This window comes from Kitasatospora sp. NPDC034035 (assembly GCF_055575755.1).
This window is the reverse complement of record NZ_JBVISA010000030.1, coordinates 75,598-99,767: the sequence shown is the minus strand read 5'-3', so window position 1 is coordinate 99,767 and position 24,170 is coordinate 75,598. Positions and strand designations below refer to the sequence as shown.

The window sequence follows — 24,170 nt, the reverse complement described above, 5'->3', positions numbered from 1 at the left end:
CATTGCAGGGGCTTATTCCCGAGCGGGGAAGCTGCCAATGCAAGGAATTTGCTCATCGCTTACTTGATTCGCGCAAGTCCCTTCCGTTCGCCGATCGAATCTGACAGCATCGTCCGCTATCCGGCGACCGAAGGCCGATGATCACCGCGCCGGTGTGACCGTGTGGTGTCCCTGCTGTTCGCGGCCGCGATCGCGGCCGCCCCGCTGCTGTCGGCGTTCCTCGTCGGACGCCGCCGTCGAGACGTGGCCGGCCGGCTGCGCCACGTGGAGGAGAAGTGACCACCCAGGCCGGCACCCCCGTGCCCACCCCCGACACCGCCCGCCAGAACGCCCACCAGCCTGCCCGCCAGCCCGCCCACCGCCCCGCGCGCTGGGTCCGCACCAGGCTTCGCGCGAACCCGATGGCCGCGCTGCTCATGGCCGCCCTCGCGTTCGTCACCGTCTTCCTGGCGGCGGCCTTCCCCCGCGTCACGGACCGGGGCGCGGACACGGCGCTCCAGGACTTCGTCAGCCAGAAGGGCCTCAACCAGACCAGTCTGCAGACCACCTCCAAGACTCAGGACGACGACAACGGCGCCGAACTCGACCGGGTGCAGCGGCAGCTCACCGAGATGGTCGGCCGGCAGCTGACGCTGGCCCAGCCGGGCCAGGCCCACGGTGCCCGCGCCCTGGCCGACCGCGGCATGGGCAATCCGGACTACGTCCGGATCGCGGAAAAGCGGACCGACCCGGTCCTCGGCCTGCTTTACGTGCCCGACCTGGCCGCACGGGCCACCCTCACCGACGGCACCTGGCCGACCCCCGACACCGTCGGCGGTCCGCTGCCGATCGTGATCAGCAAGCAGGCCGCCGAGACCATCCACATCAAGCTCGGTGACGTCATCGACAACGGCGTCGAGGGCTCCGGCACCAAGCGGACCACCGTGGTGGTCGGCCTCTACCAGGTCAACGACCCCCAGGACCCGTTCTGGGACGACCTCGGCTGCCCGGCCCGCGCCTGCCTGAGGACCGACCCCAGACAAGAGCACTGGATGACCAACGGGTTCGTCGACGGCGGCAGCCTGCCCGCTCTGACCCGCTGGGGTTCGAACGCCGAGAACTTCTGGCGGCTGCCCGTCGACCCCGCCTCGCTGCACGCCGACCGGCTCGACCACACCCGCAGCGTCATCAGCTCCTTCCTGACCGGGCGCGACGCCACCGCCCTGGCCGACGCGACCAGGCGCGCCGACCTGCACACCGCCTCGGGCCTGCCCGACGTGCTCACCCGGGCGGACGAGCGCTACCGGGCCTCGCTGCCGCTCAGCGCGATCGGCCCGGCCGGCGTCGCGGGCGTCGCCACCGTGGTGCTGTTCCTCGCCGCCGCCCTCACCACCGACCGGCGCACCGCCGAGATCCGGCTGCTCCAGGCCCGCGGCGGCTCCCGCACCGGGGTGCTGGGGCGGCTGATCGCCGAGGGCGCCGTCACCGTCCTGCCCGCCGCCGCGCTCGGCACGGCCCTCGCCCTGGTGCTGCTGCCCACCGTCCGGTGGGACCGCTCGGTGCTGGCGGCCCTGGTTGCGACCCTGACCGCGCTGCTGGCCTTCCCGACCCGGGCGGCCCTGCTGTGGTCCCGTCGGCGGCCGTACGGCGGCCGACGCCGACTGGTCGGCGAACTCACCGTCCTGGCCGTCACCGTCGCGGCCGTGGCGGAGGTCCGGCGCCGTGGCGTCGGCCACCCCGGGGCCGGGGTGGACCCGCTGCTGGTCGCCGCGCCGCTGCTGCTCGCCGTCACCGGCGGGCTGCTGCTGGCCCGGATCGAGCCGGTGCTGGTCGGCCGGCTGGCCGCCCTCGTCGGCCGCGGCCGCGGCCTGATCGGCTTCCTCGGCCTGGCCCGGGCGGCGCGCGACACCTCGGGCCGGCGCCGGCCCTCCGTGCTGCCGCTGCTGGCCCTGCTGATCGCCGTCACCACGACCGGCTTCGGTGCCACCGTGCTCGACACCGTCGACCACGTCCGGGCCCGCGCCGCGCGCATCGCGACCGGCGGCGACGTCTCCGTCGTCATCCCGGACTACGCCACCCTGACCGAGTCGTTCACCAAGGCCGCCGCCGCCCTGCCGGGCGTCCGGGCCTCGACCGGGGCCTGGGTCGAACCCAGGGCCCGCTTCTTCGGCGCCGACCAGGACTACACCGAGGCCTACCTGGTGGTGGTCGAGCCGACGGCCTACGCCGAGATCGCCCGTACCCTCGGGGCCGGCGAGTTCGACCCGGCGAAGCTGGCCGGCACGCCTGGCACGCCTGGCACGCCTGGCACGCCTGGCACACCCGGCACGCCTGGCACACCCGGCACGTCCGGCCGCCGGGAGACCCCGGTGCCCGCGCTGTTCAGCCGGGACCTGGCCAAGCGGCTGGCCGCCGGCCCGGCCGAGGTGCGCACGCCCAACGGCAACAGCCTGCGCACCACCGTCGCCGGGATCGTCGACGCCACCCCCGCGCTGCCGGACCCGGGCAAGCCGTTCGTCGTCGTCCCGGCCGGCTCCACCTGGGAACGACTGCCGGACACCAAGCGGGTGAACAAGTGGTTCGCCGTCGGCGACGTCGACCCCGAGCGGGTCAGGACGGCCCTGCGGGACAACAGCGGGGACCGGCCGGTCGGTATGGCCAAGCTGATCGCCGACAGCGCCACGGCCACCGGCAAGGACACCCACGGCCTGCCCGCCGGATACACGGTGCACAGCAGCCGGGAGACCGCCGCCGCGCTCGGCGACGACCCGCTGCAGCACGCCGCCGGGCGGCTGTTCTGGTACGCGGCCGCCGCCGGAGCCGGATTCGCCCTGCTCGCCGTCCTGCTGACGCTGCTGCGGGCCGCGCCCGACCGCACCGCCGTCCTCGCCCGGCTGCGGACCATGGGCCTGCGACCCCGGCAGGGGCTGGCGCTGATCATCGCCGAGGCGCTGCCGCAGACCCTGGCGGCGGCGGTCGGTGGCGGCCTGGTCGCGGTGGCGGCGGTCGGCCTGCTCGGGCCCGCCTTCGACATTTCCACGCTGGTCGGCGCCAAAGTCGGGGAGGCCGTCACCCCCACGCTGCTGCCGGTGCTGCTGCCCACGGTGGGCCTGGCGCTGCTGGTCTGCCTCGGGGTGGTGGCGGAGACGCTGGTCGCCGGCCGGCGCCAGATCGCCACCGAACTGCGCGCGGGGGAGCAGTCGTGACAGCGCGACCGGCGGCACGGGCCGTGACCGTGCGGACCTCCCCGAGCCGGCAGACTGTCGGCCGACAACCGGGACCAGCCGAACCAGCCAGGCCGTCGAGATCGTCGTGACCGTCGTGAACGAGCGCGAGTACGTGATGCCGGCCCGCACCGGGCGGGTGCAGGTGCCGGTTCCGATCCTGGAGGCGCTGGGCATGGAGCACCGGGTGGCGGCCGACCTCGCGGCCGACCACATCGAGGTCCGCCCGGACGACATCGCGGAGAGCTGACACGCCCTCAGCTGTCGCCGCCCGCCCGCCGGACGAGGGCGCTGCCCCCGGCGCCCTCCCGGAGGCCGGGCGGTGCGCGACGCCCTCCTCGCCGCCGCACTCCTCATCCTCAACGGCATCGATCCCGACACCGCCTGGGACTTGATCGAACGGGCTCGCGGGCTCGCCGTCCCGGACACAGCCGAACAGCGAGAGTGGACGATGAAACTGCTCAATACGCGTGAGGTCGATACATCAGATTCCGCCGATTCCACCGAATGATCCGGTTGACGGTGCCCTCGACGGGACCGGAGTCCCCGTGGGCGGTCAGTCCGGCGTGGACCGGGGGTGGACGGCCGACCGCATTGCTGGGCCGCCCGCTCCCTGGGCCGTCAGGTGGGCGGGCTATTCCTCGAACCAGACGATCAGCCGGACGTTCTGTTCGCCGTGCACCTCGGCGAGGGTGCGCATGACGGTCCACACCGGCCGCCAGGGGCCGTCGGCGGGGACAGCGTCGCGGCGGCGGGCGCGTTCTGCGCGGAAGACCGTGGCGCCGGTGTCCCATTCAGTACCCTCAGCCCACAGTTCACCTATGCGGTCGGAATCGACGGTCAGGGTGTTCACGCCGCTTGATCTTGCGAACGCCCGACTCCAGTCCTCCAGGCGTGTCAGTTCCAGCGCGCCGTCCGGAAGCCGCCGGTACCGGGTGATTCTGGTTGCCCGGGGGATCGCCGGCTCGTCCCAATCGATGCCGAGGATCTCGTTCCAGCTCAACCAGGTGGCGCCGAACGCGGTCTCCCCCCATGACGCGTGCTCGGCTCGGGCGTTCTCCGACACGTCGACCGGCAAACCGCGGTCGGCAGCGACCGGCTGCCAGTGGCCACTGATGTCCCGGACGCCGAAGAGGCAGGCGAAGGCGCTGTAGTCCCGGGTCATACCGAGCATGGACAGCTCGATGGCCGAGTACCACGCCGTCTCTTGGATGCCGAGGCCAGGACCCCAGGTGCGGCACTCCACGAATCCTTGAATAGTCGTTCCCACGGCCCGATTGTGCCGTGCCCCTCGCGGCTCCCGGGCCCCCGCACCCCTTGATTGCGTCTTGCGACGATCGGGACCGAGGTGAGCGCGCGGGCCCCACTATTGTGATCATGAAGGCCGGGGCGGGTGTGCGCGTTGTGAGGTTTGTGTCGGGGGTCGGGGCCGCGGTTCTGCTGGTGGGGACTTTGGCAGGCTGCGGAGACGGTTCGCCGCCGCCCGAGGCCGCTCCGGCGGTGGCGGCAGTTCCGCCGGTACGGCGCCGGGCCCGTTGCGGCTGACCGCTCCGGAGTCCCTTCCCGGCGGCTACCGGGCCGAAGGCCCCGCCACGGTCCGCGCCGACCACTCGGCAGGCCCGCAGCCGGCCGGCTACGAAAGCTTCGACGGCAGCCTGGTGGCCACGTACACCGCTGACTCCGGTGGGATCCTGACCATCGGAGGGGCCTGGGGCACCATCACCGATCCCGACGCGGTGGCGACATCCGCGATTGCTGCGATGCGGTCCCCGAAGGCCACCTGGACGGTGCCGCTGCCCGACGTCGACGCCCGCGACCCGCACGACCCGCAGGGCCGACTCAAGTGCGGAGTCTCGACCGAGGCATTGCTCGTCATTTCCATCTGCCTCTGGACCGACCACTACACCGCCGGCTCGGTGAGCTTCCCCGTTGGGATCGAAGGGACTCCGGTCACCTTCCACCAGGCTGCCGCCGCCGACCGCACCCGCCGCATCCGCGAGGCGATGACGGTCTCCAAGTAGCCGCCGCACCATCCACGCACCTCGTCACCTTGAGCCGGCACCCGCCGACACCCGCCGGGCTTTCGCCGGTTTTTGTCGCAGAGCGGGGCGGCCCCGCAGCGCGGCCGGCTGCGCTAGCCTCGATGCATCGCCCAGGCGCTTGGAGGCCGTGATGCGGATGGTGTTCGACCCCGACGAGGCCGAAGCGCTGCGCGCCACGGCCCGTGACGCGGCGCTGGAGGACCCGACCCTGGCGTACGTCCTGCTCGACCTGGCCGACCGCGGCATCGATCTGAACGGTTGCCGCACCTGGGACGACATCAAAGCCGAACGCGGCCTCGTCAACGACACCCAGGCCACCGGGGAGCAGCGCGTTGCCTGACCGTCCGACCCGCCGCGCCACCGTCCTCTTCCACGAGGTTGCCGAGCGACAGATCGCCGACATGGACGACGCCGCCCTCGCCCGCCTGGACCCCCACCTGGACAGCATCGCACTGGCCCCGAAGACCGCCGGCGTCCAGATGCGCGCCGACAGCCCGGTGCGCGAGTACGCCAAGGACGGGGTGCGCGTCGCGTACGTCCCTACGGTCCTGGGCACGATCGTCCTCGTCGCCTATGTCGAGGTCCGCTGACTCCACTCGGGCGGGGGCGCGAAAACCGGTTGTCCCCGCGGGCGGTGGTCCGGCAGAGTGGGCACATCGCGCCACACAGGCCCAGGAAGGAGCGCGACCGTGAACACCGTCACCCGTGTCCAGTCGTATCAGCGCTCCTCAAGTCCCCAGATGAGCAGCGGGACGTCCTCGTAGTGCGCTGACCGGCTTCCTGCCGGGCTGCCCCGGGGACTGTTCCCCGCCCGGGCGACCCTTTCCCGTGTGCCGCCCACCGTGCCGGATGGTGCAACTGGCAGCACGCCTGACTCTGGATCAGGCGATCGGGGTTCGAATCCTCGTCCGGCAGCGCAGCACATGGAGAGTTGGCCGAGTGGTAAGGCAGCGGCTTGCTAAGCCGTCGTCGGGGTCACACCCGCGCGCGTTCGATCCGCGCACTCTCCGCACGACGCGGCAGTGTCATGGAGGAGCCAGCCGACAGGCGGCGCCGGCCTCGGTCTTGAAAACCGTTGGGGTGCGCGAGCACCCGTGTGGGTTCGACCCCCACCTCCTCCGCCACGGGATGGCCCCGGGGCCTGTAACACCCGCGCTTCGGGTGCGACGAGCCACGATGGATTCCGTATCGACGAAACGGGGCCTCCGCTGAAATCGGTGACAGGCGGGGCGAGCGCTCGACGACTGTGACCGCTACTGCGAGCAACGCGGTGACGTTCCTCGCGGCCGCGGCCATCGGGGTCCCCGCTGGTCACAGGCTCGCTCGACTCGCCAGCCGAGGTGCTCGGTCACAGCGCGTTCGCGCGTCCGGCCCGTGTCCGGGGAGTTTCGGTATCGATCGACCGATTTGTGATCACGGTTCGGCGACCTTCTGCCCACCAGGGCTTTTATCAGCGCTCCTGACGTTCGAGCAGCGATAGGTTGCGGAGGCACACATTCTTGATCATCACGGGGGATTCACCATTTCCACTCAGTCTGCCGAGCTGCCCCACGGCGCCGCGCCCACCGAGCCCACCGAGCCCACCGCGCCCACCGAGCCCACCGCGCCCACCTCCGACGCCGCGGACCCGGGCCTGTCCGGCTACGGCGACGGGCAACTCAGCTGCCAGTCCTGCGGCTCCGTCCCGGCCGTGGATGCGACCTTCCGCGGGCACCTGGGCCTCGTCGTGATCTTGAAGTACCTGAAGCGCCGGGGACCGTTCTGCCGTAGCTGCGGCATCGCCACGCACCGCGAGATGACCTCCGACAGCCTCTGGCAGGGCTGGTGGGGCATCCCCTCGATGATCGTCAACCCCATCGTCATGCTGATCAACATCCCGCAGCGCCTGAAGGTCAACAAGCTGCCGGAGCCGGTGCCCGGCGCGCCCCGGGCACCGATGAACCCCGGCAAGCCGGTGTACCTGCGGCCCACGATCCTCGGTGTGCTCATCCCGGTGATCCTGGTCTCGCTGATCGTCTTCATTGAGAAGGGCGACCCCGAGTTCGCCAAGGCCGGCGACTGCATCCACAACAACAATCCGATCGTCCTGTCGGGTGTCGTCGACAGCAACGCCGACGTCGTCGTGGTCCCCTGCTCCGACCCGAGGGCCGAGGCCCGGGTCGTGGGCCGTGTGGAGGACACCAACGACGGTGAGCACGTGTGCCGGAAGTCCTTCCCCGACGCCGACGGCTACTTCACCTACGAGCGGCGCAGCGACAAGTACACCCTCTGCCTGAAGAGCCTGGAGAGCGTGCGGCAGAAGCCGGCCACGATCTTCGCCCCGTAGGGGCGGTTCAAGGGCGGCGGCGCAGCTGCAGCTGGACCAGGCCGTTGCTCGTCGCAGGCCGGCCTCGAATGGGGTCACCGCCGAACTCGGCAACGCCGTCCTGCTCACCCGCGGCGGCGACGGGCACACGGCCAACGCCCGGAGCACCTGCATCCGTGCCGCCGTCGACGCCTTCCTGACGCAGGGCACGCTCCCGGCGCCGGGCACGGGCTGCCCCAGCGACTGACGGGCCGCCGTACCGGCCGGGAACGACGCCTGCTGTCCCGGACGGGAACACCGACGGAAACGCACGGCCGCCCGGGGTCGCAGCTTCGGGGCGTCTCAGTCACCCGTACAGGTAAAGTTCCTTCGCTTACTATCTGTTGCGGCGTCATTTCGTGCTGTCATAGCTCTGCCAGATTCCCCGGCACTCATCGTACTTGCGCGGGAAGGCGGAACAATGGGCAGATCCACGTTCGCGACCACGGCGACGGCCGTCGCACTGACGGCTTCGGCGTTGCTCGCCGCCGCCGAAGGCCAGGCCAATGCCGAGGCCGGGCAGGACACCATCAATATGTACAAGCAGGAGAAATCCCAGTGGTGCTGGGTCGCCTCCGGGCTGACCATCGCCAAGTTCCAGGGCTACGGCAGCACGCAGACGGACTTCTGCACTCGGGCCCAGCCCTACTACGGCTGCAACAACCAACCCGCCACGCTCGACGACATGGCCAGGGGCTGGAGCAGCCTCGGCATGACCCACCCGGGCTCGGGCCTGAGCAGTGCGGCCACGTTCAACCAGGTCTACACCGACGTCAAGGCGGCACGGCCGGTCGCGGCCCGCATCGGATGGACCTCCGGCGGCGGCCACATGAACGTGGTCTACGGCTTCGACACGTCGAACAACACCATCGGTGTCGCCGACCCGTGGCCGGACACCGCCACCTACACGTGGTGGAACTACAACGACTACGTCAGCAACAGCTCGTTCAAGTGGACCCACTCCCGGATCGGCATCTCCCGTTAAGGCAGGCGGCATGCAGGAAACAAGAACGTCCAGCGGGCGGGCGGTCTCCGGCCTGGCCACCGTCCTGGTAGCGGGCGCGTCCGCGCTGCTGTCCCTCGCCGGGCCCGTCCACGCGGCCCCGGCCAAGGACCCGCTGCTGGCGGACATCCCGGACTACCAGGCCGCGCTCGACCTGGTGAAGTCGGCCGACGTCCGCAACACCGTCTGTCGTTTCCTCAGCGTCCCGGTACCTCAGGGCGACGGGGCCGGGACGCCGCAGTCGATCCCTGACAAGGCCGACCCGTGCGAGGGCATCCCGGCGTTCACCGTCAACGACCCCCTGGCCCTGAACGAGATCACCCCCGGCTTCGTCGCGGGGACGGCCCTGCCGATCGCCTCCGAAGCGATCAAGCTGGGTTACCTGGTCTCCGCGCTGAACGCCCCGGTCAACGGGCGCAACGCCACCGTCATGCTCGCTCCCACCCAGGGCGGCGGCTGGCACCTGGCCGCCGTGCGCGACGGCGACAGCGACGCCACGTACGCGGGCAAGGCCACGGTGGGGACCCTGGTGTTCACCGAGCCGCAGATCCGCGGCTGGTACCAGCTCAAGCTCACCACGGTCGAGCCGCTCAACGACCAGGCACGGCAGGGACTGAACGGCCGGGCCTCGCTCTCGCTGTCCGACTACCAGAAGCTGGTCAAGGCCCGTTACGCCGACAAGCTGCCCGGCTCCGGGTACGACACCAGCGGCATGTCCAGCGGCTACGGCATCGCGGAGAGGACGGAGAGGACGGAGAACGCCTCGTCCTCGACGCCCTCGACGGCGGTGCTCGTCGGCGGTTCGAGCGCGGCCCTCGCGCTCGCGGGCGGCGCCTTCGCCGTCCGCCGGCGGCGGCGCACCACCGACTGAACCACCGAACCCGGTTTCCTCCGCCCCGGCTCCCGGCTCCAGGCCGGGAGCCGGGGCGACATCGTGCGGGCATGCGCCGTGACCTTCCGCAGGGAAGGTCGAGCGTTCCTCAGTTGAAGCGTTCCTCAGCGCAGACCGGTGGCCGGGGTGTCCTGTCCCAGGCCCCGGCGGATCGCGATCTCCACGGGTGAGTACGCGCCGTCGGCCCGCTCCAGTTCGTACGGCGCGGCCGGCATCAGCGGCGGCTGGGCCATGAAGCGCGGCCGCACCCCGTGGTGCGGTTGCGCCGCGTGCACCAGGAACGGATGGCACAGGAAGACGTCGCCCGGGGACCCGGTGGCGAGCGCGAGCGGACGGTGGTCGGACGCCGCCACCAGGTCGGGCGCAATGGCGAGCCCGCTGGCGCCGTCCTCCCCGTACTTCTCCAGCACCTTCGGCACGTCGAGGTGGGAGCCGACCCGGATCCGGGTCGGGGCGTCCTCCTCGCCGACCTCGCTGAACAGGAACAGCATCAGCAGCGCCCGCTCCCGGGAGCGCAGATTCGTGAAGTACCAGCTCTCGCCTTCCGGCAGGTAGCTCCCCTCGATGTGCCAGCCCGCGTCGTCCGGCTCCTCCTCGTGCGGGAAGCGCAGCGGGAACGTGCCCAGCGAGTAGCGCGGCTCCCAGCGTCCCGCGCCGACGAGCAGGTCGTACGCGCGGTGCAGGGAGGGGGAGTTGGGCGCGGCGGCGAACGGCCCCTGCGCCATGCCGGCCACCCGGTGCACGGGTTGCGTCCACGTCGACGGATCGTCCGGGTCGCAGCCGGTCTCCCGCCACAGCAGCCGCGCGCAGTCCGCGGCCACCCGCGGCGCGACGGCACCCTCCAGCTTCACGAAGCCGTCGCGCAGGAAGCGGGATACCAAGGTCGTGTCATCCATGCCCTCAGCGTGCAGCGGCACCGGTCCCGATCGCCCGACATTTTCCGCACCGCCTTCGTCGGGTGTGCTCCGGGCCGGCCCTACCTGCCCGCTCCTCCCACCTGTCGCCGCCTCCACCACCGTCCTCCACCACCGTCTTCCATCACCGTCACCTTGAAACGCCGAAGCCGGTCAGGGCCACTCCGCACGCCTGGCGGAATCTTGGTGATCTCAGGCGTTTACGCCACTCGTGGGGCGGGCCCCGGGGATCAGAGGATGGAGCCATCGCCGACCGGGGAATCCCGGCGCCGGACCACCGGCCCACCGGCCCACCGGCCCACCGGCCCCACCGGACCCCGTCCCGACCAGCCAGAACGAGAGGTACCCCCATGTCTGCCACCGCTCCCGCCGAGATTGCCAGTGCCGTCCTGAGCGTGCCCGCCGCCGCCCCGGCCGAGGCCGCCGCCCACTTCGCCGCCCGTCTCGCCTTCGAGGCGGACGTCTCCGATGTCCACGCCGATCTGGCATCCGGCGCACCCGGCGTCGTTGTGGTCGACACCCGCAGCAAGGCCGCCTGGGACCAGGGCCGCATCCCCGGTGCCCTCCACATCCCCACCGCGCGGATCGCCGACCTGGCACCGCAGCTGATCGACCCGGCCTGCACCGTGGTCACCTACTGCTGGGGCCCCGGCTGCAACGGCGCGACCCGCGCGGCGCTGACCTTCGCCCGCCTCGGCTACCAGGTCAAGGAAATGCTCGGCGGCTTCGAGTACTGGGTTCGCGAGGGCTTCGCCTTCGACACCGCCGCCGGCACCGAGCAGCGTCCCATCGACGACCTGACCGCCCCGCGCTCGGGAATCTCCTGCGCATGCTGACGGACACCGCACGGCCGGGCGGCGTGATCCGTCCGGCCACCGCGGCCGACCTGCCGGCGATAGCCCGCCTGTGCGCGGCCCACGCCGCCTTCGAACACGCCGAACCCGTGCCCGCCGACCTCGCCGCCCGCCTGGAACCCGTGCTGTTCTCGGCACACCCGAGAGCCTGGTGCCTCGTCGTCGACCACGGAGGCGAACTGATCGGCTACGCCACCTGCTCCCGGGAGTTCTCCACCTGGCAGGCGGCCGACTACGTCCACCTGGACTGCCTGTTCGTCACCGAACCGCACCGGGGAGAGGGCTGGGGGCACGCCCTGCTCAACGCTGTGAAGGACGCGGCGGCGGCCCGCGGCGCCGCACACATGGAGTGGCAGACGCCCGACTGGAACACCGACGCCATCCGCTTCTACCACCGCGCAGGGGCCCACGCCCGGCCCAAGGTCAGGTTCTCACTCCCCACCTCGCTCCCCGCCCGCCCGGCGGAAGACCCGACCCGAGCGCCTGCGGGCGGTGACGCCGCTCGGCCGTAGCCGTCCGGACGGCCGGACGGTCGGTCGGCCGTTGAGCGTGCGGCACCACGCCGGGTGCGGCACTATCGGCCGTACACGGCGGCCAGGGCGCGGCCGCGTTCGCTCAGTCGGTAGTAGACCCGGTGCTGTTCCCGGGACTTCAGGACGAAGCCGGCCCGGCGAACAGCTCGCTCAGCACCGTCAGCCGCCGCTCCCGCAGGGTCTCCCGAAGCCGCGCGCTCAACTCCCGGGCCTGCGGCTGCACGGGGCACTGGTGGGCCGACGGACCCGGGCATCACATGCAGGCGTGCGTCGAACGCTGGTACAACGGCACCCGCCAGACCCACGACTGCGGTCCGATCAACTGAGTCCGTCCCGCTCTCCTCGGAGTGAACGAAGTGAGGGCACCGGGTTCTCCCGGTGCCCTCTGTTCATCCGCTCATCTGTTCATCCGCTCGTCGGCTCCTCTGCGAGGCGCTCTCTCGCGGCGCGTGCGGTCACGGCAGCAGCAGGCCCCAGAAGAGCGCCCACGGTACGAACACCACGCCTGCCACCAGCAGCCCGCCGAGCCGGACCCGCGCGCCTGCCGATGCCGAACGCCGGCCGCGCCACGCCTGCACCGCCGTCACGCCGGTGGCCACCACCGTGCCGACGGCCAGCAGTTGCAGGACGGACCAGACCACCGGGCGCCCGCCGAGCTGCGGCCCGGTGGCGAGCGTCGTCGTCACGAAGAGGAAGTAGCCGAGGAATCCGAGCGTGGCCGCCAGGCCGGTACCGGCCAGCCATCGCGCGGCCCTGCCGCCCGGTGCCACGGGACGCCGGCGCAGCCGCCGTACCAGGCCCGACAGCAGGTAGCCGGCGAAGGCGAGGGCCATCAGCAGGAAGGCGGCGGCCTGCGCCACCGAGCCCTGATAGGCCGGGACCGCGGCCAGGGCCTGGCTCTGGCGGTCCTGCCGGGGCAGCGGGTCGTTCACCCGGTGGCCCTGGCCGGCCACCCAGGCGGCCACGGTGTCGACGTAGCCCGGCGTCAGCTGCTCGCCCCGCGCGAACCCGTCCGCGGAGACGTGCAGTTTGTGGTCCGCCTGCGGGAAGAAGCGCAGCGTCAGATCGTCGTTGCCGCCCCGGTGCAGTGCGTCGGTGAGGACGGCGGCGCTCTCGGCCGGCGGAACCTGCTTGTCGTTGCCCCACAGGGCGAGCACCGGCTGGTGCAGGTGCTCCAGCACCGGTACCGGGTCGTAGTCCGCCTCGGGGAACAGCCCGGCGTCGCTCAGCAACCGGGTGCCCGTCACCGACACGGTCTCCAGCAGCGAGCCCGAAGCGCCCTCGTGCCGCAGCTTGTTGTCGAGGTGCCACGCCTGCTGCCGGGCCGGGGCCAGCCCGGACGCGCCGACCACGACCACGTACGAGACCTGCTCGGAGCGGCTGGCGGCCAGCGGGGCCACCCAGCCGCCCTCGCTGAACCCCCACAGCCCGATCCGGTGCGGGTCCACGTCCGTCCGCTCCGCCAGGGTGCGGACCCCGGCGAGGGCGTCATCGGCCAGTTGGGAGTACGACCGCTGGGTCATCGAGTAGCCGGTGGTCCGCTTGTCGTAGCTGAGCACCACGAACCCGGCCCGCGCCATCGCCTCGGCCTCGGCCCGGTACCCCGCCCGCTTCTCCGGTCCCGCGCCGTGCACCAGGACGATGCCCGGCCTGGGGCCCGGCGCACCGGCGGCCTCGGTGATCGTGCCGTGCAACGTGACGTCCCCGCTGCGGAAGTCCACATCCTGCACGGCCTGCTGTGCGGCCTGCTGTGCGGCCGGGGCCGCCGTCGCCGTCGCCGTCGCCGTCGCCGTCGACGCTCCCGCGACCAGTGCCACCGCCGCGGCCACCAGCGGCACCATCCATCGAACCCGCATTGCCATTCCCCCCGCGATCTGCGCACCCGACCGGTCGGCCGGCTGCTGATAGAGATCGTGCCAGCCAGGGGAGTCGCCGCAGATCCGGCGAACTCCCCACCTCGAGGTGGGGAAAGCCCCACCTCCTCCGTGCGCGAAGCCCCAGCCGGCCCCCCACACACACCCGAGGCACCCGAACCGCGGCGTCCCCCGAGTCCCGTCCCCACCGACGCGTACGGCCTGCCCGAGCCGTGCCCGGTCGCCGCGGCTCGGTTCTGCCGCGGACAACGCGGGCCCTGCCGCTACCGGCTCTGAGCCGCTACCAGGTGACGAACCCGTTGGTGCCGCTGAGGCCCGGGCCGAGTTTGGGCAGGTGGCCTTCGGCCGACATGTCCAGCCGCCAGTCGCCGTCCGCCCAGCGGAGGTTGGCGGTCGTCGAGTTGTGGCTTCCGGGCCGGGCACCCGGAAGGTCGACGATCAGCATGACCATGGCCCGCTCCGGCGTGTAGGTCATGACGGAGAAGGCGACCACCTTCACCGAGCCGATGCCCTCGGCGTGGAGCGGGTCCTGGAGCCGGTGGTCGGCGTATTCCTTGGCGGCGCTCGGCGGGTAGATCTGGGCCCGGGCGGCCTGCTCCCAGTCGTCGTGGCCGGTGTCGATCGCCGCGAGCACCGCGGCGGCCCTGGAGGCCCCTTCGGGGGTGTGCGCGAAGCAGTGCCAGAAGCCGCCATCGTAGAGGAGCGGGCCCGTGGTGCGGGAGGTGGGGACCAGCAGCGAGCCCAGCGGCTTGAACTCCGTCCCGGGCGGGGTGGCGGTCGGCTTGCTCTGGTCGTGGTCGTCGGTCCGGCAGCCCGGGCCCCGATCGCCGACCGGTGCCGGCTCCGGTGCCGGTGGCGTGGTGGTGGCCGGGGCGGGTGCACTGGTCGCCGCGGTCGAACCCGGAGTGCTCGCAGCACTCGTGGCCGCACTCGTGGGCGCGGTGGCGGTGACGGTGGGGCCGGTCGATGCGGACGTGGATGCGGACGTCGACGTGGGCGTGGACGTGGGCGTGCAGGCGGCGCTCAGGCCGAGCGCGGCGACGGCCGCCAGGGCGGCCCCCCGAGATCTGATGGACATGATGGTGGCGAATCCCCCGGTGATGTCGATTCTGGCGACATGGATCATGCCAGCCCCGGCGGCTCGGTACCGCCATCGATGTCCAAGCGGGCGGCTCTGTTGCAGTCGGTCACGGGACCTTCGCCGGCGCCCTGAGCGCAGTAGGTCAGGTCCGCCCACATCGCCCGGCCCCGCCGGCGTCCTGGCCCCCGCAGTAGCCGGTCCCCGTCGGCCGTGCTCCCCGCTTTCCCCTCGCTCGGTTTTTCGTCAGGGAGACGGCACCGCCGGCAGTCGCACGGCACGGCACGCGCCGCCGGGACGAGAGAACACGGGAAGGGCATACTCCGTTCGCCTGCCCTGGGACGGAAGCCTCGCACAGCGCGGCGGCGGCGGCCGGAGAGAGATCGAGGGCGGCGGAGCGGCGGAACGGGCCTGATCGGGCGGGGCGGTGGATGTACCCGAGCGGCTCCCGGACGGGGCTGACGAATCCCGTTGAGGACCCCAGGTCGGTCAGAGGGTGGTCTGGCCCCGCCGGGAGACGCTCATGAACGTCCTCCCCGTCAGAAGGCGACGATGCCTTCGCCGCCGGCGCCGTCGGGGACGGTCTGGGAGCCGAGCGGGGTGAGGGAGCCGTCGTCGTTGACCGCGAACTCGTCGAGGATGCCGTTGACGCCGGTCTGGGCGTAGAGGTAGTGCCCGTCGGAGGAGACCGCGGCGTCGACGGTGCCGGGGTCGGTGGGCGTGTTGCCCAGGGCGGTCAGCCGGCGGCCTCGGTCGGCGGTGCGGAAGCCGGTGAGGGTCGAGCTGCCCGCGTTGGAGGTGTAGAGCAGGTCGTGGACGGCGACGATCCAGCAGGTGGCCGCCTGGTTCGTGGCCGCGAACGCCTCCTGCGTGGCGGTGCCGTCGGGGTGGATCGTGAAGGTCGCCACGGCGTTCGTGCCGGCCTCGGTGAGGAACAGGCCGTGGCGGCCGTTGGGGACGAACGCGAAGGGGACGGCGCCGGGCAGCAGGGTGGTGACAGGCGTGTCGGCGGGGGCGCCGGAGCGGTCGAGGTTGAACACCAGGAGGCTGTTGCTGTTCGCCTTGGTGGTGACGACGAGCTGGGAGCCTTCGCCGGTGAAGCCGACCTGACCCGGGGTGGTGGTGAACTGGGGCGTGGCGTTCGGGTCGAGGCCGAGGCAGCGGTTGCGTCCCGCCTCCTTGTGGAGGCGTCCATCGCGGACGGTGTAGCCCTGGATCGAGCCGCCGTCCAGGGCATTGAGCACGTAGACGACGTTGTTGTGCACGGCGACGCTCACCGGGAAGCGGCCGCCGGAGCCCACCACCTGCCGCAGCGCGAGCCGGTCGCCGTCCACCGAGAAGACGGAGACGGTATCGCTGCCGGCGTTCACGGCGTACAGCAGGGCGTGGCGCGGGTCGTAGGTGAGGGAACCCTGGGAGGCCAGGTGGTCGGCGACGGATCCGGCCAGCACGCCGCCGAGGCCGTGGGTGTCGTAGGTGCCGGCAGGGGTGAGGTGGCCGTCGTCCGCTCGCCGGTAGGCGATGACCTGGTTGCCCGCAGGGTTGTCGTTCTGGACGAAGACGGCGTGGTCCCCGCCGTGGGGATGGCCCTCGCCGCCGTACGCGGCGGACGCGGCCGGGGCACCAACGGCCGCGGTCGCGAGGGCGGTTGCGACGGCGACGGCGAGTCGAGTGATCTTCTGCACGGTGTGCTGCCTCCTTGAGGGCCGGGGCTTCGCCGAAGCCCGGGCCTTGGGTCGGGCCGGATTCGGCTGCCGCGGCCGGGCGCGCAGTGACGGGGCGAGGGACGCAGGACGCGTCCTCGCTTCTGCTCGCTGGCAAGGTATGTGACGTTTGATCGGAGATGCGGGATATGGGAGGGCTCGGCGGCCCGGGTCACTCGGTGGGCCGGACGGTCTGCTGGCCGGCGACGTCGACGCGAACGGCCGACGGCTGCTCTGATGGTGCCTGGGGAACCGGTCGCACACGGGGGCGCTCATGGCTGCGCAGACCATCATCGGTCTGGTGGGAATCGTCACGCTGGCGGGCGTGGTCGTGGCCGTCGTCGCCGTCTGGCGGACCGGCTCACCCTTCCCACCGCTGAGAGACACCCCACCGCGCGGACCGGACTGTACGAGCTGCGGCCACAGTGATCACGACGGGAGCGGTTCTCTTGCGATCGTCGCGTACCGCCAGGCCGTTGAGGCGTCGATCGTGCCCGGCGACGTGGCGGTGCACATTTCCGAGCTGCCGACTCGGCACGGTCGCGGCGAGGAGGCGAGTGAGGTGATGCGGGCGCCGACCGATGCTGCCGGTGGCGCGTTCATTTCAGGACGCGCTGGACGAGCAGGGCGTGTTCGGGGTGCTGGAGAGCTGCGTAGGAGAACAGGGACCGGATCGCGGTCGGTCGGACGTTGCGGGTTCCGGTGCTGTCGCCGCGCTCGTTCTCCCGGTGGGGGCCTGCGGTCGAGAGCCGGGGATTCCTTCGCTCCTTCCGAATCCCGGCAGGTCGGTCACAGGACTTGCGGTCCTGCGGGCCGGACGGGTTGCGGGCGTTCCGGCATGGGCCGTTTTCGGGCGCGCACCGGCGGCAGCACCTGGGCGGCTTCGGTCTGCCGGGTGTCGAGGATGTCCGCCTGGTGCTGGGCCCGGGTCTCCAGCCGTCGCAGGCGGGCGTCGAGCAGGTCGTCGGTGGTCGCCGCCCGCAGCGCCCGCCAGAGTGCGAGCTTGCCCTGGACCCCCGAGCGCATGGCCTCCAGTTCCAGGAGGTCACTGAGCGGGGACCGGTGGACCAGGCGCCCGTTGAGCTTCAGCCGGCCGGCCTTTTCGGCGGCGGCGCCCATCAGCATCCGGCGCCACCGGGGTCGTGCGCCGAGGGCCCGCATCAGGTGGACGAGCTCGTCGCGGTCCTCGGTGATCTCCTGGGCGAGGGCGCGGAGTTCGGGTGCGGCGGGCTCTGCCTGGTGCTCGCGGGCGATCCGGTGCGCGAGTGCCGCACCGGCGTAGGAGCCGGCCAGGTGGTCGTTGAGGTAGAGCGCGAGGAGGCGCTCGCCGTCCGGGTCCGTCATGTCGTCACTCCTTCGAAGTGTGCGCCGCTCCGGCGGCCGGGGTGGTCGGTCGTGGCAGGACCTTCGTCCCCGGTGCCCGTCCGCCGGCCCTTGGTGAACACCCTTTCCGCTGTGGTCGGCTCGCGATTGTTGTCGGCTCCCGGTTCTCGCGACTGCCCAACGGGACGGGACGGAAACGACGCGGCACAGTCGCCCGGGTCAGTGACGGTCGGAAACGGCCGCGTGGAGCCCGGCGCCCCGGGTACACGCGGGATTCCGACGGCGGCGCAACGGAGGTTACCGATGCAACCTGTGGTCGAGCGAGGGGGCGCCCATCTGGGCCGCAGGACCTCTTTCCCGTCCTGCGGACCGAGGGCGTCACCTCCCGGGGTGACGCCTGCGGACGGGCTCGCGTTGCGGCCCGGTCCGAGGACCTCGACCCTGAAACTGACGAAAGGACGACGCAATGGGCACCTCCCGCAGCGGAAAGAACGACGACACTCGGCCCGACGAGGAGACGCGGGAACGGTCCGTGGAGGAACGGAGCATCGTGGCTCCCACCCCGCGGGACGTACGGGCAAAGGCCGAGGGCGATGCGGAGGAAGACGAGGGCCCGGAGCCGCCGGCCGCCGACAGCCTGGCGCCATGAGTGGCAGCCCTGTCCGAGCGCTCCGCGGGGCTGAGCCCGTGAAGCCGGTCACCACCACCGGGCCGCCCCGCCCGTATGCGACCGGCTATCTCCTGTGGCTACGCGATTCCACCGGCGTCCTCAGGTCCTCGCCGGTCGCGGCCACGAGCCGACTGGGCCCTGCCGGGCATCTCGTCTACACCGACTGTGACGGTCGTCTGCAGGTCGAGATCACCGCAGAGGGGCGCCACCGAGTGCTGACTCGCCCCGCCCGGATCCAGGTGGTGGAAACCGCACCCCTGCCATGACGGTACGGCTTCGTGCCGCCGGGCCGGTCGGCTCCGGGGGCACCCGTCGGCGAACAGAACGAACCCCCCGGTCCTCCCGTGCCGTCCGCGTCGGCGAACCGGCTGCCCCTCGGACGGGGAGACACCCCTCTCGTAGCGCGGGGGCGGCGGGCTTGTCGCCGAGGCCGCTCGGGTCCTGCGGCATGCGAGTGGTCCACTCCGGGTGCCTGTCTGGGGGCTCGCTCGGCGGGTACCTGTGCGACCGACCTTCAGTCCCAGCGACACCGGGAGGCCCCTGCATGGACGCGATCGTGCTGTTGAGGGAAGACCACAAGAGCGTGGAGAAGTTGTTCAAGGCCTTCGAGAAGGCCGGCGATGAGGCGTTCGCGGAGAAGCGCCGGATCGCCGACCAGGTGATCGAGGAACTGACGGTTCACGCCGTCATCGAGGAGGACGAACAGGACTGGTTCCCCGACGTCCGCAAGGCCATGGGCCGCAACCGCCTCCAGGAGCTGGGCGACCGGCTCGAAGAGGCGAAGAGGACCGCCACCCGCGACCCCCTGAAGGTGCCCAGCGCCACCGAGTGAACGGCCCGGGCCACCGACGCCGCCGCCGGGCACGAACCGCGCCGACGCGGGCCTCGTGCCCGAGAGCCGGTTTGACGGCCGGTGCTTCCGGCCACACGTCGGAAAGGAGCGTGCGACCGCACCAGAGATGCAAGGAACCGGTATGCCCGACTGTTGTCAACCGACAAGGCCCCGGGACGGCGATATGACGGGCGGGTCCAGGACCGGGCTCGGGGTGTTCGACAACGGCCCCCGGGTACCGTGACATGCGCCGCAGGGGTTCGTTCACGTCGGCCCACCGCAGCTGGTGGCAGGTCCTCCGGGTGACGGCGGCAGACGTGTGGGAGCGGGGCCGCACCATCGAACTGCTGCAGCGGTCGATGGCCTTCGCGGCGCTGTTCTTCGTGACCCTCGTGCCGCTGTTGATCGTCATCGCCGCCGCCTTCCCGTCGCGGGGCAGTGGCATCACCGAGTGGATCACCGACGGCCTGGGTCTGACCGGCCGGGGCGCCGTCGCCGTGCACGGCCTCTTCGCCTCCCGGGGACAGGTGCTCAGCACCACCACGGGCTTCGGCCTGGCCGCGCTCGCGGTCTTCGGGATCTCCCTGATGGCCGCCGTGCAGGGCGTCTACGAGCGCACCTGGGGGCTGGACCGCGGTCCCTGGCACTCGGTCTGGCGCCAGACGCTCGGCCTGGCCGGACTGATCGGATACATCCTGCTGGCCGCCTCCAGCGGTTCGCCCTGGCGGCACGCGAGCGTCCAACCCGCCTTCCGCATCGCTGTCACGACCCTCGGCGGCGTCCTGTTGTTCTGGTGGCTCCAGCACCTGCTGCTCGCCGGTCGCGTCCCGTACCGGGACCTGCTGCCGGGGGCGGTCGCGGCCATCGTGGCGCTGGCCGGCCTGAGGCTGTTCTCCCGGCTGGTCTTCGCACCGCTGCTGGTGTCCAACGCGACTTCCTACGGGACGGTCGGCACGGTGCTGGTCGTCCAGTCCTGGCTGATCGGCGTGGGCTACACCGTCTACGGCGGCGCACTCGCCGGGCGTGCGCTGGTGCGGGCCTACCGGGAGCCCGACTGACAAGGGAGGTCCGGTTCCCCCGTATCCCGATCCGAGCGCCGACTCCGGCGTCGAACGCGCCGAGCCCGTGCCCGTGCCGGTCTCCGTGCCGGTGCCGGTGCCGGGCCCTGCACCGGGCCCTGCACCGGCACCGACGGGGTCACGCCGTGGGCTGCCGCCGGTCGATCACCGTGCGGAGCTTGCCGCTGGTGGCAGTCCGCTCGAAGGCCCCGCTGTCGGCCGTCTCGACCGTGAAGTCGAGCAGGTCCTCGGTCACGGCGGAGGCGAGTTCGGGGATGGCGGCGGGGAAGGCAGCCGTTGCGGCCGCGGCGTCGGGGGCGTACCTCCGGTCGAGGCGGACGGTGACCCGCTCCCGGCCGGCGCCGGCGTCCAGGACCAGCTGCAGCTCGCCGCGGTAGCCGAGGCTCTCCTCAGCCACCGCGATGAAGCGCCGGACGTTGAAGAAGTACGTGCCGACCCGGACGACGTCCCCGTACCGGCCGAGGAGCTCGATCCGCGGGGTGTGGCTGCCGCACGGGCAGACGCCCTCGACCGAGCGGCCGAGGTCACCGATCTGGTAGCGCTCCAGGCGCTGTCCGGCGCGGGTGCGGCTGGTGAAGACCAGGCGGCCCGGTTGCCCGGCGGGGGCCGGGCGGTCGGCCTGCGGATCCAGGACCTCCAGGGTGTGCAGGTCGGTCAGGACGTGGTGGACCGAGCCCTCGGCGTGGGTGCACTGGTAGCCGAGCGGCCCCAGGTCGGTGCTGCCGTACGCCGCCGAGCGGATCACTTCGACGCCGAACTCCTCGGTGAGCACCCGGCGTTGTTCCGTCGTGAAGTGCTCGCCGCCGTAGAACACCTTGCGGATCCCGCCGTACGCGCGCAGTGCCGCGCCCTCGGAGTGGAACAGCTGCCAGAGGTAGGACGGCATGCCGAACACCGCGTTCGCGCCGTACGTCACCAGCGCCTGGGCGGTGGCGGCGTGGTCGGAGCCGGCGGCGATGGGCAGTTGGGTGGCGTTGAGGCGCTCCAGGATCGAGAAGAAGCTGATGAAGCTCCCGTACATGCCGCCGCAGTAGAAGAGGTTGGCGGCGCGGTCCCGGGCCGGGTCGAACCCGGCGGCGAGCAGGCCGTCGGCGGCGGCCCGCATCTGGGTGTCGTAGTCGGCGTTGGTGAACACCGACAGGGCCGGGGCACCGGTGCTGCCGCCGCTGCGGAAGTACAGGTGGGCGTGGACGGGCGCGAGGGTGCGCAACTGCTCCTGCACGCCGGCCTTGTCCAGCAGCGGGCCGTTCGGAGCGGCCGGGAGGACGGCGGGGGCCGCCAGGTCGTCCAGGCACGCGGTGGTGGCGAAGGCCTCGTCCGCCCGGACGCTGACGCGCCGGCTGTAGCGCTGGAGCGCGTAGACGCCGTCGTGGGGCTCGCCGTGGTAGCCGTCGAGCATCCCGCCGACCGGGGTGACCCGCAGCACGCCCGCGGCGAGTACAGCCTGCGACAGCCGGGCGACGTCGGCGCGGCTGCCGCCGATCGCGGCGGTCTGCAGGTAGCGGCGCATCGGGCGCAGCACGGTCATCACGGAGGTCCGGGGCAGCGGCTTGACCCAGACACTGCGGTTGAGCGGCGAGGCCGCCAGGGCGCGGCGGGTGTCGGCGAGGACGCGCCAGGACCCGTCCTCGGCGGCGACGACCCGGGTGAGGCCGAGGTGCTCCTCCAACCGGGCGATGAGTTCGGTGGTGGTGATCTCGGCGTGCTCCGCCGGATCGAGTTCGGGCCGGGGCAGCTCGGCGGAGGCGTCGGCGAGGTGGGCCGCGAAGCGCTCGGCGAAGGCGAAGACCTCACCGTCGTCCTCGGTGTCGAGGTAGATCACCTGGGGGCTGGAGCAGGCCTGCTGCTCGAAGCGGCAGACGTCGGCGGCGAGCGCGTCCAGCGTCACCCCGTCCGACCAGGCGTCACGGGTCAGGTAGGCGAAGGAGATCCGGTGGCCCCACTCGATCAGCCGGCAGCCGGCTGGAGCCAGCTCGGCGACCGAGCGGACGGCGTCCTCGCCGCCCCAGACCGCCACCGCGTCGGCGGGCGCGCACAGCAGGCGCAGCCACTCGGTGCGGGCGGAGGAGAAGCGCAGCACCACGATGCGGCGGGCCAGGGCGCCGGTCGGGTCGGCGGCGGCCAGCTCGGCGAGCAGGTGCTGGGCGAGCGGGGTGTCGCCGCTGCTGGTCTTCAGCACGTTGAGGTTCCCGGTGAGCAGGCCCTCGATGACGGTCAGCGGTGCGACGGCGGCGGCGTTGCCCGGGGCTATGTGGACCAGCAGCCCGACCGGTGCCCAGGCCTCGAAGGTGGTCTCCCGGGCGTCGGGTCGGGTGAGGCGCTCGGGGTGCAGCCCGCCGAGTTCGTGCCGGAGCTTGCGCTCCAGGGCCGGGCGGGTGATCGCGTCGGCGATCTCGGAGAGGGTCGCCGACGCCTCCTCCGGGTCGGTGCCGCCGTCGGTCAGCACGCCGAGCAGGCGGGTGCGGACGGGGCCGTCCGGCGTGGCGAGGGCGGCGGCGAGGCGCTGGCAGGCGCTCAGCACCAGCTCGGTGGGCAGGGGTTCGGCGAGGGTTTGGGCGGCGAGCTCGGGCAGTTCGGCGAGCCGGCGGCCGGCCTCCTCGTCGTCGACGAACGATCCCTGCCAGAAGTGCGCTCCGGCCGTTACGAGTTCGGGGTTCACGACAGTCCCTTCAGGAGTTCGGCGGCGGCCGCCGCGCAGTTGCGGTTGCGGCTGACCCCGGCACGCCCGTGGATGGTGAACCACGGCGTGGGAAGCGGGCAGGGGCACTCCTGCGCCGGGTGCAGCGAGGCGAGGTCGCCCATGACGACGCTCTGCGCCGGCACCGAGGTGATGTACGGCGAGACCAGGTGGAGGAAGCCGCGTTCGCCGAACGGCAGCGGCTGCAGGGTGCGGGTGTCGCGCACCGCGGCCCGCGACCAGACCGGGACGTGCAGGCGGTGGTGCTCGCACTCGATGTACGGCACGCAGTGCTCGACCGAGCCGAAGGTGTCCCGGATCCGCTCCGGGAGGATGCCCAGCTGCTCGGTGACCGCGGCGTAGAACTCGTCCTTGCCGATCTGCCGGTCGGTGTGCCCCTTCCAGCCGCCGCCGAGCAGGACCAGCGAGCCGGCCGGCAGCCGCAGCGGCGGCAGGCCGAGGGACCGCATCCGCTCCAGGGTGAAGTGCAGGAACGCGGGGAAGCCGAGGATCCGTACCGGCAGGCCGTCCTCGGCGTAGCGCTGCAGCGCCGCGATGCAGCCGTGGACGTCGAACTCGTGGCCGCCGCCGGTGTGCCGCAGTGCGTGCGTGGTGTGGTTGGCCGGGGCGAAGTCGCAGAGGTAGTTGTCGGTGAACGAGGTGCCGAGCTTGAGCTGCGGAGCGGGCTCGTAGCTGTAGAGCAGGTAGTTGACCGGCTGGTCGGGGGTGATCCAGCCGTAGTGGTCGAAGATCCGCGCGACCATGCGCTGCGCCGACCGGATCGTCCAGCCGTCGAAGAACATCTGCGACTTCTGGCCGGTGGTGCCGGAGGACGTGAGGTGGAGGAAGACCTCGTCCCGCGGGATGGAGAGCACCTCGTGCCGCTTGAAGAAGTTGGCGTGCACCAGGGGAGTGCGGACGTCCGCGCCGACGGTCGGCGCGGCGACCTCCGCCGGCCCGTCCAACAGGGAGCGGTAGAACGGCGAGCGCTGCGCGTGCCAGGTGTGGCTCTCCGCCATCGCGGCGGCGAACAGCCGGTCGGTCTCCGGCCCGGCCGCGTACGGGGAGGCCAGGTCGCACAGCTGCTGGACGTGCGGGAGCGCGGCGGGGTCGGGGACCTCGACCGGCGCGAGATGGATGTTCACGGGG

The 24,170-nt window shown here is 72.2% G+C and carries 23 protein-coding genes and 3 tRNA genes; 18 read left to right on the top strand and 8 right to left on the bottom strand.

Translation table 11 applies throughout. The features are described 5' to 3' along the window. Nucleotides 1-275: 275 nt before the first annotated feature. From ACZ52J_RS33040 to ACZ52J_RS33030, 3 genes are all read left to right on the top strand, one after another. Entirely contained in the window at nt 276-3,185 is a 2,910-nt protein-coding gene (locus ACZ52J_RS33040; protein ID WP_465623979.1) for a hypothetical protein, read from the top strand. Between the two features lie 106 nt (nt 3,186-3,291). Then, nucleotides 3,292-3,453 carry a hypothetical protein gene (locus ACZ52J_RS33035; protein ID WP_465623977.1) on the top strand — a complete coding sequence of 54 codons (162 nt, stop codon included), beginning with the start codon at nt 3,292-3,294 and terminating at the stop codon, nt 3,451-3,453. 72 nt (nt 3,454-3,525) lie between these two features. Then, nucleotides 3,526-3,714, top strand: a complete 189-nt coding sequence (locus ACZ52J_RS33030; protein WP_465623975.1) for a hypothetical protein — start codon at nt 3,526-3,528, stop codon at nt 3,712-3,714. A gap of 123 nt (nt 3,715-3,837) precedes the next feature. On the opposite strand, the gene ACZ52J_RS33025 is transcribed toward ACZ52J_RS33030, so the two are convergent. Then, on the bottom strand, nt 3,838-4,449 hold the full coding sequence (locus ACZ52J_RS33025; protein ID WP_465623973.1) for a hypothetical protein: 612 nt from the start codon (nt 4,447-4,449) through the stop codon (nt 3,838-3,840). 289 nt (nt 4,450-4,738) lie between these two features. Here ACZ52J_RS33025 and ACZ52J_RS33020 point away from each other — a divergent pair, with 289 nt between their 5' ends. From ACZ52J_RS33020 to ACZ52J_RS32975, 10 genes are all read left to right on the top strand, one after another. Then, nucleotides 4,739-5,224 (top strand): hypothetical protein, encoded by a 486-nt coding sequence (locus ACZ52J_RS33020; protein WP_465623972.1) that lies wholly within the window; start codon nt 4,739-4,741, stop codon nt 5,222-5,224. A 151-nt stretch (nt 5,225-5,375) separates the two neighbouring features. Further along, entirely contained in the window at nt 5,376-5,585 is a 210-nt protein-coding gene (locus tag ACZ52J_RS33015; RefSeq protein ID WP_465623970.1) for a hypothetical protein, read from the top strand. Beyond that, on the top strand, nt 5,578-5,835 hold the full coding sequence (locus ACZ52J_RS33010; RefSeq protein ID WP_465623968.1) for a hypothetical protein: 258 nt from the start codon (nt 5,578-5,580) through the stop codon (nt 5,833-5,835). Before ACZ52J_RS33015 ends, ACZ52J_RS33010 begins: the two co-directional genes overlap by 8 nt. A 253-nt stretch (nt 5,836-6,088) precedes the next feature. Further along, nucleotides 6,089-6,160 (top strand) — tRNA-Gln (locus tag ACZ52J_RS33005). A 10-nt stretch (nt 6,161-6,170) separates the two neighbouring features. Beyond that, nucleotides 6,171-6,255 (top strand) — tRNA-Ser (locus tag ACZ52J_RS33000). A gap of 19 nt (nt 6,256-6,274) precedes the next feature. Then, a tRNA-Ser gene (locus ACZ52J_RS32995) sits at nt 6,275-6,369 on the top strand. Nucleotides 6,370-7,040: 671 nt separating this feature from the next. Then, nucleotides 7,041-7,571: an LppU/SCO3897 family protein gene (locus tag ACZ52J_RS32990; RefSeq protein WP_360502804.1), complete on the top strand. Its 531-nt coding sequence runs from the start codon at nt 7,041-7,043 to the stop codon at nt 7,569-7,571. A 25-nt stretch (nt 7,572-7,596) separates the two neighbouring features. Further along, the gene (locus tag ACZ52J_RS32985; protein ID WP_465624005.1) at nt 7,597-7,797 is read left to right on the top strand and encodes an alpha/beta hydrolase; all 201 of its coding nucleotides are present in this window, start codon (nt 7,597-7,599) and stop codon (nt 7,795-7,797) included. A gap of 213 nt (nt 7,798-8,010) precedes the next feature. Further along, complete coding sequence (locus tag ACZ52J_RS32980) at nt 8,011-8,574, top strand: papain-like cysteine protease family protein (RefSeq protein ID WP_465623966.1); 564 nt, start codon at nt 8,011-8,013, stop codon at nt 8,572-8,574. A 10-nt stretch (nt 8,575-8,584) separates the two neighbouring features. Continuing rightward, nucleotides 8,585-9,463 (top strand): hypothetical protein, encoded by an 879-nt coding sequence (locus tag ACZ52J_RS32975; RefSeq protein ID WP_465623964.1) that lies wholly within the window; start codon nt 8,585-8,587, stop codon nt 9,461-9,463. Nucleotides 9,464-9,588: 125 nt separating this feature from the next. Here the strand turns inward: ACZ52J_RS32975 and ACZ52J_RS32970 are convergent, their stop codons facing one another. Beyond that, on the bottom strand, nt 9,589-10,380 hold the full coding sequence (locus ACZ52J_RS32970) for a phytanoyl-CoA dioxygenase family protein (RefSeq protein WP_465623962.1): 792 nt from the start codon (nt 10,378-10,380) through the stop codon (nt 9,589-9,591). A gap of 368 nt (nt 10,381-10,748) precedes the next feature. Between ACZ52J_RS32970 and ACZ52J_RS32965 the strand changes: the two genes are divergently transcribed. Next, entirely contained in the window at nt 10,749-11,234 is a 486-nt protein-coding gene (locus ACZ52J_RS32965) for a rhodanese-like domain-containing protein (protein ID WP_465623960.1), read from the top strand. Continuing rightward, nucleotides 11,228-11,764 carry a GNAT family N-acetyltransferase gene (locus ACZ52J_RS32960; protein ID WP_465623958.1) on the top strand — a complete coding sequence of 179 codons (537 nt, stop codon included), beginning with the start codon at nt 11,228-11,230 and terminating at the stop codon, nt 11,762-11,764. Before ACZ52J_RS32965 ends, ACZ52J_RS32960 begins: the two co-directional genes overlap by 7 nt. Nucleotides 11,765-12,240: 476 nt before the next feature. On the opposite strand, the gene ACZ52J_RS32955 is transcribed toward ACZ52J_RS32960, so the two are convergent. The 4 genes from ACZ52J_RS32955 to ACZ52J_RS32940 all read right to left on the bottom strand — a co-directional run bounded on the left by ACZ52J_RS32955 (nt 12,241) and on the right by ACZ52J_RS32940 (nt 17,784). Further along, a complete protein-coding gene (locus tag ACZ52J_RS32955) occupies nt 12,241-13,641 on the bottom strand; it encodes an alpha/beta hydrolase family protein (RefSeq protein WP_465623956.1) in 1,401 nt (466 codons plus the stop codon). A 298-nt stretch (nt 13,642-13,939) separates the two neighbouring features. Then, complete coding sequence (locus tag ACZ52J_RS32950) at nt 13,940-14,737, bottom strand: DUF8175 domain-containg protein (protein WP_465623954.1); 798 nt, start codon at nt 14,735-14,737, stop codon at nt 13,940-13,942. A gap of 539 nt (nt 14,738-15,276) precedes the next feature. Next, a complete protein-coding gene (locus tag ACZ52J_RS32945; RefSeq protein WP_465623953.1) occupies nt 15,277-16,422 on the bottom strand; it encodes a lactonase family protein in 1,146 nt (381 codons plus the stop codon). 807 nt (nt 16,423-17,229) lie between these two features. After that, nucleotides 17,230-17,784, bottom strand: coding sequence for a hypothetical protein (locus ACZ52J_RS32940; protein ID WP_465623952.1), 555 nt, complete (start codon nt 17,782-17,784; stop codon nt 17,230-17,232). A 282-nt stretch (nt 17,785-18,066) separates the two neighbouring features. Between ACZ52J_RS32940 and ACZ52J_RS32935 the strand changes: the two genes are divergently transcribed. The 3 genes from ACZ52J_RS32935 (at nt 18,067) to ACZ52J_RS32925 (ending at nt 20,323) form a co-directional block, all read left to right on the top strand. Next, nucleotides 18,067-18,699 (top strand): DUF6296 family protein, encoded by a 633-nt coding sequence (locus tag ACZ52J_RS32935; protein WP_465623950.1) that lies wholly within the window; start codon nt 18,067-18,069, stop codon nt 18,697-18,699. A 278-nt stretch (nt 18,700-18,977) separates the two neighbouring features. After that, the gene (locus tag ACZ52J_RS32930) at nt 18,978-19,265 is read left to right on the top strand and encodes a hemerythrin HHE cation-binding protein (protein WP_465623948.1); all 288 of its coding nucleotides are present in this window, start codon (nt 18,978-18,980) and stop codon (nt 19,263-19,265) included. Nucleotides 19,266-19,567: 302 nt separating this feature from the next. Then, on the top strand, nt 19,568-20,323 hold the full coding sequence (locus ACZ52J_RS32925) for a ribonuclease BN (protein WP_465623946.1): 756 nt from the start codon (nt 19,568-19,570) through the stop codon (nt 20,321-20,323). A gap of 139 nt (nt 20,324-20,462) precedes the next feature. Here ACZ52J_RS32925 and ACZ52J_RS32920 read toward each other — a convergent pair whose 3' ends face one another. Both ACZ52J_RS32920 and ACZ52J_RS32915 read right to left on the bottom strand, forming a co-directional pair. Continuing rightward, the gene (locus ACZ52J_RS32920) at nt 20,463-23,003 is read right to left on the bottom strand and encodes an acyl-CoA reductase (protein ID WP_465623944.1); all 2,541 of its coding nucleotides are present in this window, start codon (nt 23,001-23,003) and stop codon (nt 20,463-20,465) included. Beyond that, complete coding sequence (locus ACZ52J_RS32915; RefSeq protein WP_465623943.1) at nt 23,000-24,166, bottom strand: LuxE/PaaK family acyltransferase; 1,167 nt, start codon at nt 24,164-24,166, stop codon at nt 23,000-23,002. Before ACZ52J_RS32915 ends, ACZ52J_RS32920 begins: the two co-directional genes overlap by 4 nt. Nucleotides 24,167-24,170 lie beyond the last annotated feature (4 nt).